Source organism: Thalassotalea sp. ND16A, assembly GCF_000764205.1.
GTDB lineage: Bacteria > Pseudomonadota > Gammaproteobacteria > Enterobacterales > Alteromonadaceae > Thalassotalea_A.
This window is the reverse complement of sequence record NZ_JQDZ01000048.1, coordinates 179,786-193,641: the sequence shown is the minus strand read 5'-3', so window position 1 is coordinate 193,641 and position 13,856 is coordinate 179,786. Positions and strand designations below refer to the sequence as shown.

14 protein-coding genes are annotated in these 13,856 nt (G+C 40.6%); 7 read left to right on the top strand and 7 right to left on the bottom strand.

Annotated features, from left to right (window positions below; genetic code table 11):
* Positions 1-30: 30 nt before the first annotated feature.
* Positions 31-372 (top strand): hypothetical protein, encoded by a 342-nt coding sequence (locus tag ND16A_RS10045; protein ID WP_033077423.1) that lies wholly within the window; start codon positions 31-33, stop codon positions 370-372.
* A gap of 40 nt (positions 373-412) precedes the next feature.
* Complete coding sequence (locus tag ND16A_RS10050; RefSeq protein WP_033077422.1) at positions 413-907, top strand: S24 family peptidase; 495 nt, start codon at positions 413-415, stop codon at positions 905-907.
* A gap of 470 nt (positions 908-1,377) precedes the next feature.
* On the opposite strand, the gene ND16A_RS10055 is transcribed toward ND16A_RS10050, so the two are convergent.
* The gene (locus tag ND16A_RS10055) at positions 1,378-2,430 is read right to left on the bottom strand and encodes a hypothetical protein (RefSeq protein ID WP_235282084.1); all 1,053 of its coding nucleotides are present in this window, start codon (positions 2,428-2,430) and stop codon (positions 1,378-1,380) included.
* Positions 2,431-2,570: 140 nt separating this feature from the next.
* On the opposite strand from ND16A_RS10055, the gene ND16A_RS10060 reads away from it, so the two are divergent.
* Both ND16A_RS10060 and ND16A_RS10065 read left to right on the top strand, forming a co-directional pair.
* Positions 2,571-2,750, top strand: coding sequence for a carbon storage regulator (locus ND16A_RS10060; protein WP_033077421.1), 180 nt, complete (start codon positions 2,571-2,573; stop codon positions 2,748-2,750).
* Between the two features lie 181 nt (positions 2,751-2,931).
* Positions 2,932-3,606 carry a hypothetical protein gene (locus ND16A_RS10065; RefSeq protein ID WP_033077420.1) on the top strand — a complete coding sequence of 225 codons (675 nt, stop codon included), beginning with the start codon at positions 2,932-2,934 and terminating at the stop codon, positions 3,604-3,606.
* Between the two features lie 61 nt (positions 3,607-3,667).
* On the opposite strand, the gene ND16A_RS10070 is transcribed toward ND16A_RS10065, so the two are convergent.
* Positions 3,668-6,001 carry a Tex family protein gene (locus ND16A_RS10070; protein ID WP_033077419.1) on the bottom strand — a complete coding sequence of 778 codons (2,334 nt, stop codon included), beginning with the start codon at positions 5,999-6,001 and terminating at the stop codon, positions 3,668-3,670.
* Positions 6,002-6,263: 262 nt separating this feature from the next.
* Between ND16A_RS10070 and greB the strand changes: the two genes are divergently transcribed.
* From greB to envZ, 3 genes are all read left to right on the top strand, one after another.
* Positions 6,264-6,743 carry a transcription elongation factor GreB gene (greB, locus tag ND16A_RS10075; RefSeq protein WP_033077477.1) on the top strand — a complete coding sequence of 160 codons (480 nt, stop codon included), beginning with the start codon at positions 6,264-6,266 and terminating at the stop codon, positions 6,741-6,743.
* A gap of 146 nt (positions 6,744-6,889) precedes the next feature.
* A complete protein-coding gene (gene ompR / locus ND16A_RS10080) occupies positions 6,890-7,615 on the top strand; it encodes an osmolarity response regulator transcription factor OmpR (protein WP_033077418.1) in 726 nt (241 codons plus the stop codon).
* Positions 7,616-7,640: 25 nt separating this feature from the next.
* Positions 7,641-8,933, top strand: coding sequence for a two-component system sensor histidine kinase EnvZ (envZ, locus tag ND16A_RS10085; protein ID WP_033077417.1), 1,293 nt, complete (start codon positions 7,641-7,643; stop codon positions 8,931-8,933).
* Between the two features lie 4 nt (positions 8,934-8,937).
* On the opposite strand, the gene ND16A_RS10090 is transcribed toward envZ, so the two are convergent.
* The 5 genes from ND16A_RS10090 to hslR form a co-directional block, all read right to left on the bottom strand.
* The gene (locus tag ND16A_RS10090; RefSeq protein WP_152593852.1) at positions 8,938-9,285 is read right to left on the bottom strand and encodes a hypothetical protein; all 348 of its coding nucleotides are present in this window, start codon (positions 9,283-9,285) and stop codon (positions 8,938-8,940) included.
* Positions 9,286-9,537: 252 nt separating this feature from the next.
* Positions 9,538-9,804 (bottom strand): Rho-binding antiterminator, encoded by a 267-nt coding sequence (locus ND16A_RS0119125; protein ID WP_081945550.1) that lies wholly within the window; start codon positions 9,802-9,804, stop codon positions 9,538-9,540.
* Between the two features lie 273 nt (positions 9,805-10,077).
* Positions 10,078-11,685: a phosphoenolpyruvate carboxykinase (ATP) gene (pckA, locus tag ND16A_RS10095; protein ID WP_033077414.1), complete on the bottom strand. Its 1,608-nt coding sequence runs from the start codon at positions 11,683-11,685 to the stop codon at positions 10,078-10,080.
* Between the two features lie 468 nt (positions 11,686-12,153).
* A complete protein-coding gene (hslO, locus tag ND16A_RS10100) occupies positions 12,154-13,011 on the bottom strand; it encodes an Hsp33 family molecular chaperone HslO (protein ID WP_033077413.1) in 858 nt (285 codons plus the stop codon).
* Positions 13,012-13,014: 3 nt separating this feature from the next.
* Positions 13,015-13,428 (bottom strand): ribosome-associated heat shock protein Hsp15, encoded by a 414-nt coding sequence (hslR, locus tag ND16A_RS10105; protein WP_033077412.1) that lies wholly within the window; start codon positions 13,426-13,428, stop codon positions 13,015-13,017.
* Positions 13,429-13,856 lie beyond the last annotated feature (428 nt).

The following is a 13,856-nucleotide window of genomic DNA, read 5'->3' as shown; positions in this document are numbered from 1 at the left end:
TTTTTACATTAATCACAAAACGAGGACTTTATGAAAAGTAAGGAAGTACTGGGTACAACACCTTGTGAAGGTTGCAGTGGTGAAGCCGTAATTAAACAGCGAAATAATGGCAAAAAGCTTTTGTATTTGCATTGCACAAGTTGCGGCCTTGACCAGCGAACAGGGGGAATTCTGCAAGCTAAGTGGCAACGCGCAATAAACGGCGAACAAGAGCCGGTTGTTGAAGAGCCGATAAACGAACCGGAAAAAGCGCCAGTTGAGACCCAAAATAACGAAGAAGAACCAGAGCCAGAAAAAAGCTCTGCCGGCTGGGGCCTATTCGCCGGAGTATTAGCGTGTGTGGGTTTAGCGTTAGGCCTAAAAGCTAGGTAAAAAATAACAATTAAAACTAATCTGTAGAGAGTAAAAAATAATGAATTTAAGTAATGACGTAGATATCAACCAAGTAATTGAACAAGAAGCAAACCGAAGCGTAGTTGGTATTTTATTTATTGAAGCACTAGAACAGGCAAAAGAGCATAACGGCCAAGCTCAGTTTGAGCGAAACCAACCAGAAAATGCCGCGAATAGCTTCCCTTTGCCCTCGTTAAAAAAGCAAATGGAACGGCAGAAGTTTACCCTCAATAAACCTGGCTTGTTTAGCATGGTGGTTGAAGAAAATAATATGGCGCCAACATACCAAAAAGGTGACATCATTGTTATTGACCCAAACCATAGACTTACCCACGATGGTATCTTTTTAATTCGCATGCGCGACCAGCTATTTGTAACCCGGGTACAGCTTATCCATAAAGGTTATCGGTTTATCAACGACAACCCAAAACACAATAATGTGCTTGTGGCAAAGGATGATGACTTTAGTGTGATTGGCCATGTTGAGTGGCAATTGAATAAAACCTACCGTTAACTGATTTGCGCAGCTAAGCTGCGCTATTTCTTCCTGGCTTAGCCTAACTTGAATGCAAAAACGTAGCGACTAGAGCACGTATCTTCAGCTTTTAGGTATTATGACTTAATAATCCAATAGCGAATGTATAGCGAACAGAGCAGAGAACATCAGCTATGCACATTTTTCTTATAGCGAAACTAAGAGTGAAATTTTCGGTATAGCTACCGAACTGAAAAAAGGCCTTATTTTGCCAATAGCGAAAACATAGCGAACAGAGCACGCGTTTACTGACTTTGTGCATTTTTCTGATACCGAAATTAATAGCGAAAATTTCGGTATCGATAGCGAACTGAAAAAAGATTCTATTTTGCCAATAGCGAAAACATAGCGAACAGAGCACGTGTTTACTGACTTTGCATATTTTTCTTATAGCGAAAATTTCGGTATAGGTTCCGAATTTAAAAGTTTAAGGTAAATTGGAAAAACAATTAATTATCACTACTTCCTTTTTTATTTATCTGCACAAATGTTACTTTTGTTGGAACGGCTAAATATTCATAAGCTGCACGAACCTTTTTAATAAAAGCTTTATCGGCTGATAATAAGGTATCACAGAATGTAGCCAACGAGGCATGCTGAGTATCACTCATTGCGGCAGTAAATCGTCGTTTTTGGTGAACTTTAGAGTCAGGATAATAACCAATAGTATTAAGCATGCTGTATATGCTGGTAACTTTTTGATGATCAAAATGTGGTTGATCTGGATAAATAGGATTAGTTTTTAGTCCAAAAAAGTCATCAATATCTTTTTCACCAGACGAATATGGCTCTTGATTTTTGAAAAAATCCCAAATTTGTCGCAAAACAAAAGGTGGTTCAATATTGTTTAACTGCATAGGTCCTAAAGCTACAGCTTCTCTGAATGATTTTATGCCAGACCAATTTTTATCATCAGGAATATTTTCCTTCATCAATGCTGATGTCGAATCAGAAATTTTATTAAACTCGCGTTGCATATCACCTGTTGCCGCTTCTATTGTTTTTATAAAATTAGGTTCTATTTCGTCTAGTTCTTGGGCATCAGATTTAATTTTAAACATTAGTTTTTCGAAAGCCGATTTTTGCTCCTCTTCAATTAGAGACAAAGGATCGCCTTTTCGTCCACCACAGAATTTAAATAAAAACTGTTCAATACCTTCTAATGAGATTTCAGTTAGGTGTTTATTTTCAATATATTCTTTGAAGGCATCGTTAGGGTCACGTTTCGTTATTGTTGCTTTATCTGTAGCTTTAAAACTAGGTTGAGATAAAACTAATTTTAAGTGATATGCATCTAATCTTTTTAAAGCTTCAATGAACTGCATTGCAGAGTCACCAGATCTATCAATTTCCTTGAGGGTTTCATCGGAATACACGACTTGATATTTTGAAGTTAAAATTTTAATCAGCTCATCTAAATCGTATTTGACGAATAAATCCAATATATTTTGATCTAAGTATGCCGTGGGCTTACCTTGGTAGTTTGGTATTTGAGTTTCCAAAATATTCCTTAATTAAACGTTTTAACTGGACTCATTATTATTCCAAAATTCATGTGTTTATTTCAAAATAAACTAAAGTTTAGTTTACAGAGGGAAGGAGTAACCACCCCCAAAAACTAAAATAAACTAAAAGGACTTATATGTTAATACTAACCAGAAATGTCGGTGATAAAATTCGAATCGGCAACGATATCATAATCTCGATTAGTTCAATTCAAAATAAGCATGTAAAAATTGGTGTTGATGCGCCTGGCGAAGTAAAGGTCCGCCGGGAAGAAATTTATTGGAGAATTAAAAACCAATTAATAGAAACTGCATAAATTAAAGTGACTTACGTACATTATTACTGGTGACTTAAAACATTTTATCTGGCATATTTATTATTGAACTGAGTGAGGCAGGCTTCGGTCTGGCCGTTCTCCTTGTTTCGGTACTTCGAACCTTACTCAGTTTATTTAACTTTTTGGCATTCCTTCAATAATATTTTATAGAGAGCAATTTATGAGCCAAGAAGAATTGTCACAGTTTAGAGAAAAAATTGATAATGATGATGGGTTAAAGTCTAAACGGAAAATTTTAATAACAATAGCTGTTATTCTTATAGGTATGAATTGCAGTGGGGCTGTTTTACAAGAAGCTAATACTTTCATTTTTAAAATAAAGTTAACAAACCATCCCGGTCTAATATATTTTATCTCTATATCTTTAGCTTATATGACACTCCGTTATTACGGATATGCTCAGGCTTATCATGCACAACTATTCAATTTTTGGTCGCAAAGAATGCTTAGTGACTACCGAGTTTTTTCTTATACCCCAACAGAAGATGATATTACAGGCTTGCTTGGCAAACGAATTGATATTTGGACGGGCGATGAACCCGGACTTCAGTCCCCAAGATATAAGGTTATTGGTTTGTTCAAAAGGAATTTAGTTTATGACTCTCATGGTCAAGATGATACTCATGGTGTCTATTCGTATATTGCAAATATTGAACTAAATAAATTAAATGATGATTGGAAATTTAAAGACTTTTTACATTTGTTAATCTTTGAAGCTAGATACCAAATAGAGTCACTATTTAAGTATCGTGAATATTTGGATTTATTGTTTCCTTATTTAATCAGTTTATTAGCTTTGTTGACTCTTTTTTTTAGAAATGATCTCTTAGTTTGATAATTAATCGTGGTCAAAATGTGGCCAATAAAATTGTATTATTAGCCACATCCCTTATAAATTAAGGCTTCTTCGCCTTGGCAAAGGCATCGGCAAAGGCATTACCCATCATGCTGTTTTGCGGCTGGCTTGGCTTTTTATTCGGCTTGTTCTTGTGATGTCGGTTGCCTTGGGCGGCAGGTTTAGTTTTACTTTCATGCTTCGCTTTATTGGCGTTAGCATTGGCCATTTCCTCTAAACGCATGGTTAAACTGATGCGTTTGCGCTGAATATCAACTTCCAATACCTTCACTTTTACAACGTCACCGGCTTTGACAATCTCGCGCGGATCGCTGACAAACTTATTGGTCAGCGAGGAAATATGCACTAAACCGTCTTGATGCACGCCGATATCGACGAAGGCACCAAAGTTGGTGACGTTCGAGATCACCCCTTCGAGCATCATATTCAACTGCAGATCTTTGATGCTTTCTACCCCTTCTTTGAAGGTGGCGGTTTTAAATTCCGGGCGAGGATCTCGACCAGGCTTGTCGAGCTCGCTGATAATGTCTTTTACCGTCGGTAAGCCAAATTGCTGATTGGTAAAGTCATCAGCGTTTAAGTTGTTGATGATAGCGCTATTGCCAATAAGTTCACCGATAGCGCCCTGGGTTTTCGCCAAAATGCTTTCCACCACCGCATAACTTTCAGGATGTACGCCTGAGCTATCCAGTGGATTTTTGCCATCACTAATTCGCAAGAAACCGGCGGCTTGTTCGAACGCTTTTGGTCCCAAGCGGGCAACTTTTTTCAACTCACTACGTTGTTCAAAGCGACCATTTTGCTCACGATAATTGACGATGTTTTGCGCCATGGTTTTCGACAAACCAGACACTCGATTTAACAACGGCATTGAAGCAATGTTTAAATCTACCCCGACCGCGTTTACACAATCTTCTACCACACCATCGAGAGTTCGGCTTAACTGGCTTTGACTAACGTCGTGTTGATACTGGCCAACGCCGATGGCTTTCGGTTCAATTTTTACCAGCTCGGCTAACGGGTCTTGCAATCTTCGGCCAATGGATACCGCGCCACGCAAGGATACATCAAGCTTTGGAAACTCATTGGCGGCAAATTCTGACGCGGAATAAATGCTGGCACCGGCCTCCGAGACGATGATTTTATTCGGCTTGTTATTGTCAATTTTACTGATCGCTTCACCGGTTAATTTATCGGTTTCACGCGAACCGGTACCATTGCCGATGGCAATCAGTTGCACTTTGTATTGCTGCACTAAAGTGGCAATGGTTCTTAACGATTTATCCCAGTGCTTTTGCGGTTCATGCGGGTAAATGGTGGTGGTGTAGAGCAGTTTTGCAGTGCTATCGACAATTGCAATTTTACAACCGGTACGAATGCCCGGGTCGATGCCCATCGTCACTTTTGCGCCACCGGGTGCTGCCATCAATAAATCTTTTAAATTATCGGCAAATACCTTTATCGCATCGGTTTCGGCGCGTTCACGCATGGCAGAGAGTAATTCAGTTTCTAAAGATAATGATAATTTAACGCGCCAGGTTAAGCGGACCACCCGGTTTAGCCATGCGGCTGCCGCTTGCGCCGATAAGCGCAGATTAAAATGATCACGAATGATTTGTTCGCAGCTGGACTCGCTGCCAGCTTCAAAGCCAGGATCTACGTCTAACGTAAGCTGCAATAGGCCTTCATTACGGCCGCGCAGCATGGCTAAGGCGCGATGTGAAGGCACTTTTGCCAGTTTCTCGCTATGGCTGAAATAATCTTTAAATTTAGCGGCTTGGCTTTCTTTGCCTTTTATTACTTTACTGCTTAAAAATGCCTGTTTTAGAATGTGCTTGCGCAGTTTCTGAATTAACGCGGCCGACTCGCTAAAACGCTCCATTAAAATATAACAAGCGCCATCGAGCACGGCTTTGCTGTCGGCGTAGTTTGCTGCGACATTCAGATATTCAGCAGCAGCGGTTTGTGGATCAATCGACCAATCCTGAAATAATTTATCTGCCAAAGGTGCAAGGCCGGCTTCAATGGCCATTTGACCCTTGGTGCGACGTTTCGGTCGATACGGCAGGTATAAATCTTCCAGTTCGGTTTTATTATCCACCGCATTGATTTGCTGTTTTAAGCTATCGCTTAACTTGCCTTGCTCGTTGATATTTTTTAATACCAGCTGTTTGCGCTCATTCAGTTCACGCAAATAGGTTAAACGCTGTTCCAAATGGCGCAGATGATTGTCATCTAAGCCTTGTGTCGCTTCTTTACGATAACGGGCAATAAATGGCACGGTAGCACCATCATCAAGCAAGCCAACGGCGGCAGCTATTTGAGTTTCTTTAACGTTTAATTCTTCAGCAATTTTTTGCGAAATGTTTATCATTAATCAATAGTCCTGATTTTTATGCAATGAGCAATTGCAGTATCAAGATAGCAAACACAATTCTGCATCTTGAGAAGGTTTGGGTATATACTGCATAATGGAACGGGTATACCCGTTCCACTTCAAGAACTCTGAAACCCGCATCTTGAAGTGGATCGGATATATATACCTCTAGCACAGTTATTTTACCAGTAAATTTATAAAATATCGGTAACTTAACTGCAGGTATGAGACATAACTCTAAAAAAAGAAGATATATATGGTGAAAACCAAACTAATCACTCGTGAAGGCTATCAAAAACTGCAACAAGAGGAAGATTACCTTTGGCGAGTAAAACGGCCTGAAATCACTAAGATTGTGTCTTGGGCAGCAAGTCTTGGTGATAGATCGGAAAATGCTGATTATCATTTTAATAAACGCGTACTTCGTCAAATCGACAGTCGAGTTCGTTTTCTTCGAAAGCTTCTGCCAGATTTAAAAATTGTTGATTACTCACCACAACAAGATGGCAAAATTTTTTTCGGTGCTCGCGTAGAAATTGAAAATGAACGTGGTGATACGAAAACTTTTCGTATTGTTGGCCCGGAAGAAATTTATGGCGATGCCAAAGACTATATTTCTATCGATTCACCAATGGCGCGGGCACTATTGAAAAAAGCCGTGGATGATGAAGTAGAGGTTAATACCCCCGATGGGCCAGTGATTTGGTTCATCAATAAAATTGAATACGAAAAACGTTAGGGTCTGTTGACCTTTCAAAATTAACCTTGGCAATACCTTGTAACAATCTAAACCGGCTCAAATCGTTTATTAGTTTTTGAAAATACACCAATTTAGCTTATAGTCCATAGTAGAGTTAATTCTAAAAAATCTTATAAGAGGGTGTTATGGGCCAGGAAACCCCAAAAATACTAGTAGTAGATGATGATATGCGCTTACGTGCTTTACTTGAGCGTTATCTGGTAGAACAAGGTTTTGTGGTACGCAGTGCGGCCAATTCAGAGCAAATGGATCGCTTGTTAGAACGCGAAAACTTTCATCTGCTAGTGCTCGATTTAATGCTGCCCGGTGAAGATGGCCTATCTATTTGTCGTCGTTTACGTCAGGAAGAGAATGAAATTCCTATCATTATGCTCACCGCCAAAGGCGACGAAGTCGACCGTATTATTGGTTTGGAACTTGGTGCCGATGATTATATGCCAAAACCGTTCAATCCGCGGGAATTGTTGGCCAGGGTGAAAGCGGTATTGCGTCGTAAAACCCAAGAAGCACCAGGAGCGCCGTCAATTGCAGAGGAAATTTATGAATTTGGTGAATTTTCGTTAAATTTGGCCACCCGGGAAATGCGCAGAGGTGAGGAATCTATGCCATTAACCAGTGGCGAATTTGCGGTGTTAAAATCTTTGATCACCCACCCAAGAGAACCGTTATCGCGCGATAAACTGATGAATTTAGCACGCGGCAGAGATTATTCTGCGCTTGAGCGCAGTATCGATGTGCAAGTGTCACGCTTACGTCGTATGTTAGAGCAAGATCCAGCCAATCCAAGATACATCCAAACGGTATGGGGTCTTGGTTATGTATTCGTACCCGATGGTAGTACTAGCGGGTAATTGTGGCAATGTGTTGTAGATAGATATGAAAATTTTGCCGCGTAGCGCCTTTGGCCAAACGGTATTACTAATAGGTTTTTTATTGTTAATTAACCAGGTAGTATCGTATTTGTCGGTGGCCATTTATGTGATCAAGCCCAACCTTGAACAAATCAACCAACTACTCGCCAAACAGGTGAAAGTGGTATTTATTGATGGCGGCAATTCAAAATTCAGCCCGGCGCTGGCGGAGGCGTTTCATCAGGAAACCGGTATTGGCGTTTATCGAGAAAATGATGCGCTAATGCTCGGCCTCGCAGAAGCGGCGCATTACCCCTATTTGTCGTTGCAAATGAGTGAATTGCTCGACGGCGAAACTGAAGTTCGGATCTCCCAAGGTGATGAATATCTCATTTGGATAAGACCGCCACAAGCCCCGAGTCTGTGGGTGAAAATACCTTTGCACGGTTTAGATGAAGCCAGTTTTTATCCATTAATTTTTTATCTTGTGCTGATCGGTGTGTTAAGTGTTGCCGGTGGCTGGCTATTTATCAGGCAGCTGAACCGACCATTAAAGGCACTGCAAAAAGCAGCGATTGATGTGGGTAAAGGCCAGTTTCCAGAGCCATTGACCGAGCAAGGGTCCAGTGAAGTGACCGCGGTTACCCGTGCCTTTAATCATATGTCGAAAGGCATAAAGCAATTAGAAGCCGATCGCAGTTTATTGATGGCAGGTATTTCTCATGACCTGCGCACCCCGCTTACCCGGATTCGCTTAGCCAGTGAAATGATGAGCGAAAACGAAGATTACCTTAAAGATGGCATTGAAAAAGATATTGATGATATGAATGCTATCATCGATCAATTTATCGATTATATTCGCCATGACATGATGGAAACCTCAGAGCTTGCCAACTTAAATCAGCTGATCAATGAAGTGATAGATCATGAAGCCGTTGATGGCAGGAATATTGAACAAGACCTTGGTGACGAGGTTGAGATCCCTATGGTTTATGCGGCAATGAAACGGGTGTTGGCTAACCTCATACAGAATGCCTTTAAATATTCCGATGCCGGCATTAAAGTGTGCTCAGGGAGAGTCAAAGGAAAAAATCGAGTCTATTTTTGTGTGTGCGATCAAGGCCCTGGCATTCAGCACAATGACATTGACCGGCTGTTTGAACCCTTTACTCAAGGCGATACTGCCAGAGGAACCGAAGGCAGTGGATTGGGCTTAGCAATCATTAAGCGTATTGTCGATGGCCATGGTGGCGTAGTCACGCTATCGAACCGCGATGATGGCGGTTTAATGGCGAAAGTAGAGTTACCCGCGAGCTAAACGTTTAGCCCCAACTAGACGAGGTATTGAGATAAATGGCTATACAATTTATCAAAATCATCAATAATAGCACCGGCCTTGATAGTTCTTTCGATAATGAACAAAATGCCATCACCGCAAAGATTTGCAAAGATTTACCAACCATCACTCCTGAGAAAATACCAACTTCATAGGCTAGGAACCTAACCACCATATTAGCCTCCATGGCAATGCTGCCATGGATCATAAATTGCAGCGTGGTCACATAATCTATTACTGCCGATAATAGCAATAAATACCAATAACTGTGGTGGGTTTGTAAAGCGTAAAAAAAATTATATTTTAAATAAACTTGCTGATCTAAAATTATCATGAATGCTTTCATGTCGAATCAACATCCTTATTATGTTTTATTATTATTAGATCCATTTACCTAGTCCAAAACTGGTAACACGTTTTCGGCATCGCTCCTTTTGCTAGTGAGTTTTTATTGAATGAATATTGCTATTAAGTGTAGTTTGCTTTTACAAATTTACTATGTGAGCAGGATAAATAATCTGTCGAATAATATGTTGATACCAAGTCCGATAATTTATTGACGAATAAATTATCGGACTTGGTATTATTAACGGCATTGGCCCGTTTGCAAGTTAAGTTGCTGAAATTTTGCAGCAGCTTCGAGTGGCTCGATTAATCTAATCGTGGTTAATTCAATTTGCAGTGCTTGATTTTCTTGATCGAAACCGAGCAGGAATTCTCGTTGTTCACAAGTGAGGACATCTTTGGCTGTTACAATGATACATTTACCATCAGTTAGGGTCAATCTAACCCGGTACCGGTATAAACAAATAACTTCTATGTAGTCATGTAAATCGCAAGCTAGTAGTGCCATAGTGGTAGTTAATTTACGCTGGCTAATAACTCATTGTAGTCCGGTTACTCTCTAAAGACACCCTTCCTGTCGGGTATAAGTAGAAAATATTAATCGCTTCTGGCTATGAGCTTCGGGCAGCATTGGTATTGTTACAAGATAGGTGAATTCATCAAAATATGCGAGGTTAAAAACCCCGCCAACCAGTTAATATGCCAGTAGCTAGTTGCTCGAAGCTAAAAACAAAAAAAGCCGCGAATGCGGCTTTTTGTTGAAACTAAAAACGATTGTCGTTTAAAGTTTTGGGCCTGCCGCGATTAGGCCTGCACCATGGTCAGTGTCAGTGAACTTGTCGAAGTTATTAACAAAACGTTTTGCCAAATCTTCAGCTTTGCCATTCCAGTCACTGGCATCAGCATAAGTATCACGTGGGTCAAGTATGCCACTATCAACACCTGGTAATGCCATTGGTACACTTAAGTTAAACATTGGTAGATTGTGTACTTCAGCATCATCGATTGAACCATCTAAGATAGCGTCAATAATACCACGAGTATCTTTAATTGAGATACGCTTGCCAGTACCGTTCCAGCCAGTATTAACCAGGTAAGCTTCTGCACCGGCAGCTTGCATGCGTTTCACTAATACTTCGGCGTACTTGGTTGGGTGTAAGCTTAAGAAAGCGGCACCAAAACAACTTGAGAAAGTTGGAGTGGGTTCGGTAATACCACGCTCGGTACCGGCAAGTTTTGCGGTGAAACCAGATAAGAAGTAGTATTCAGTTTGCTCAGGCGTAAGTTTGGCAACCGGCGGTAACACACCAAAGGCATCGGCGGTTAAAAAGATAACTTTCTTCGCATGGCCAGCTTTTGAAACCGGTTTAACGATATTGTCGATGTGATGAATTGGGTAGGAAACACGAGTGTTTTCAGTTTTTGAACCGTTGTCATAATCAACCACGCCATCAGCACCAACAACCACGTTTTCCAACAATGCATCACGACGGATAGCATTGAAGATGTCTGGTTCGTTTTCAGCACTTAAGTTGATAGTTTTTGCGTAACAACCACCTTCAAAGTTGAAAATTCCGTTGTCGTCCCAACCGTGTTCATCATCACCAATCAGTTCACGTTTTGGATCGGTTGAAAGAGTCGTTTTACCAGTGCCGGATAAACCGAAGAAAATTGCCGTATCGCCGTCTTTACCAACGTTAGCGCTACAGTGCATTGAAGCGATGCCTTTAAGCGGTAGCAGGTAGTTCATCATTGAGAACATGCCTTTTTTCATTTCGCCGCCGTACCAGGTACCACCAATTAACTGCATTTTTTCGGTTAAGTTAAATGCCACAAAATTTTCTGAGTTTAAGCCTTGTGCCTGCCAGTCCTGGTTATTGGTTTTGGCACCGTTCATTACCACGAAATCTGGTTGGTAACTTTCAAGTTCCGCATCGGTAGGGCGAATGAACATGTTTTTCACAAAGTGAGCTTGCCATGCAACCTCAGTGATAAAGCGTACTTTCAAGCGAGTATCATCGTTGGCGCCACAAAAGGTATCCACTACAAATAAACGTTTACCTGATAACTGCTCGGTGACTAAGCCTTTAAGCTGAGACCAGGTTTCCGGTGTCATCGGCTTGTTATCGTTTTTGCCTTGATCAGACCACCACACCGTATCACGGCTGGTATCGTCACGAACAATATATTTATCTTTTGGAGAACGACCAGTAAAAATACCCGTATCGACAGATACCGCACCTGAAGTAGTAACCGTGCCTTTTTCGTAACCTTCAAGACCTGCTTTGGTTTCTTCAGCAAATAAAAGATCATAAGAAGGGTTATATACAACTTCTGTAGTTTGGTTAATACCGTATTGTGATAAATCGACAGTCTTAGCGGTGGTCATTATGACTAGCTCCAGGCTTTGGTTAGAGTAAAAGGTCTAAAAATACAATTGATAAGTTGAATGGTAACAAAAAAGGTGAAGGGATGAAAAGCAAAATGTGGGTTAATGTGAAAGTTTTTTATACAACTTTCATTATTAACACCAATAACAGATATATATAGCCGTAACCATTCAAGATGCAGGTTTCAGAGCGCTTGAGAATTTCCAATTCAAGGCGCATCTATACAGTAATGGTTATTCCCTTGCAAATAGATGGAACGAAGAAGTGGGATTGCTCAAGCGCTTCTTTGATGGGTTTAAAAGTGATTTATGCAGCGTTATGCATTTTAACAATGGAATAACCATTCTCTAAAATACATACCTTGCCTAAATCACTTTTAAATCCCACTGAAATCCTGCACTTTGAATGGTGACGGGTATATGGGGTAGCTTGCTATTGGAGCTAATTTTTAGTGGACTTTTATGCCACTAATTTGGGTTTAATAGTGGGTGTAATTTATCGTGATCAAATTGGTAGGTAGTTTTGCAAAAATCACAAGTAATGGTGAACTGCAAATGTTCTGCCAAATGGCTTTCAATACCATCTTTACCTAAATTAGCAATCGCGGCCAAACATTTGTCTTCGGAACAGCCACAAACAAAGCTGACAGTTTGCGGTTCAAACATGCGAACCTGTTCTTGATGATACAAACGATACAACAATTCATTGGCGCTTAATTGGTAAATTTCTTCGGCTTTGATGGTCGCAGTTAGTTGACTGATATGATCGAAATCTGCCAGTTGTTGCTGTTTGTCTTCGGAATCGGGTACCACTTGCAGCAAACAACCACCGGCCTGGATATTTTTACTGTCAGCAAATAACCAAATTTTGGTGGCCAGTTGCTCTGAGGTGGCAAAATAATGCTCTAAACACTCAGCCAAAGTGTTCCCTTCTAGTGCCACTACGCCTTGATAGCGTTCACCTTTTTCAGGGATGATGGTGATCACCATATTGGCTTTACCCATTAAATCAACAAGGCTGGAGCCGGTAATTTCATCAACAATGCTGGCAACACCACGCATTTGTTGTAAATGATTGCCGTTTATCACCGCATATTTAACCGGACCATTGCCCTGAATTTGTACCGATATTTCACCTTCAAATTTTAGCATTGCGGTTAATAAGCAGGTTGCCGCCATTAGTTCGCCAAGCAACTCGGTTACGGCTTGCGGGTAGTCGTGGTTTTTGATGATCTCTTTAAAACTGCTATCAAGTTGCACGAGTTCACCACGAGCATGGTAGTTATCAAAAAGGTATCGATTTAAGACATCGGAAGTAGCGCTCACAGGTTATATCCTTTCTTTAAATTCACGTAGTTTACGGCGTTGTTTTTTATCGGGTTTGGTATCGCTGGCCGGGCTTAGTAAAATGCCTTGTTTTTTCGCCAGGGCAGTTTTTTCTCGGGTGATAATGCTTTGCTCGGTTTCTTGATACAGGGTTTGGGCAAACGTGGCATCACGACGACGCTCGGCAACGGCAGTGACAATGACTTCTTTCTCATCAAAGCCCTGGCGAATTCTAATTTTATCACCAACAGTGACGGCTTTACTCGATTTACTGCGTTGGCCATTATAAAACACTTTACCGCCATCGATCATGGTTTTTGCAATGGCCCGGGTTTTATAAAACCGTGCCGCCCAAAGCCACTTATCCAATCGAACTTGGGTTAAGTTATCTGAACTATTTACCTGCTGCTTTGCCATCAATTGTGCCTTTAGTAAATTCACTACCAATACAGTGATAATTTTGCGCGAAAATTAACATATTTGCCAATAATTCTCCAGTCACCCGACGTAGTTTCGCTAAGTTTTCTCTACCGCAACTCGCATAGTAAGTGCCTGATATTATTTTAAAGCAACAGTTTATAACGACCTCTGGTTGATTATTCACCCTAACGCTAAACATCACATACTTGCTAGTAATAGATCTTGCTGCTATGTTAAATTGTAATGAACCTTCGTTAAAAAATCGTGACTAAGGTCCATTGTAAACACTTGAATACAATAAATATGTAATGCAAGTGTAAACCTGCACATTAAGGCAATAAAAATGCCTTAACTCACTTGTCGCTGTCCCTTTGCTCACGTATTATCGGGAGACTAGTAATTTTACACCCATTATAAAAAGTAAA

Bases quoted from the DNA above. Each gene is read 5' to 3' on its own strand.
- envZ (WP_033077417.1), top strand. From the start codon at position 7,641: ATGAAAATTTTGCCGCGTAGCGCCTTTGGCCAAACGGTATTACTAATA.
- ND16A_RS10090 (WP_152593852.1), bottom strand. From the start codon at position 9,285: ATGATAATTTTAGATCAGCAAGTTTATTTAAAATATAATTTTTTTTAC.
- ND16A_RS10060 (WP_033077421.1), top strand. From the start codon at position 2,571: ATGTTAATACTAACCAGAAATGTCGGTGATAAAATTCGAATCGGCAAC.
- ND16A_RS10065 (WP_033077420.1), top strand. From the start codon at position 2,932: ATGAGCCAAGAAGAATTGTCACAGTTTAGAGAAAAAATTGATAATGAT.
- ompR (WP_033077418.1), top strand. From the start codon at position 6,890: ATGGGCCAGGAAACCCCAAAAATACTAGTAGTAGATGATGATATGCGC.
- hslR (WP_033077412.1), bottom strand. From the start codon at position 13,428: ATGGCAAAGCAGCAGGTAAATAGTTCAGATAACTTAACCCAAGTTCGA.
- pckA (WP_033077414.1), bottom strand. From the start codon at position 11,685: ATGACCACCGCTAAGACTGTCGATTTATCACAATACGGTATTAACCAA.
- ND16A_RS0119125 (WP_081945550.1), bottom strand. From the start codon at position 9,804: ATGGCACTACTAGCTTGCGATTTACATGACTACATAGAAGTTATTTGT.
- ND16A_RS10050 (WP_033077422.1), top strand. From the start codon at position 413: ATGAATTTAAGTAATGACGTAGATATCAACCAAGTAATTGAACAAGAA.
- ND16A_RS10070 (WP_033077419.1), bottom strand. From the start codon at position 6,001: ATGATAAACATTTCGCAAAAAATTGCTGAAGAATTAAACGTTAAAGAA.
- ND16A_RS10045 (WP_033077423.1), top strand. From the start codon at position 31: ATGAAAAGTAAGGAAGTACTGGGTACAACACCTTGTGAAGGTTGCAGT.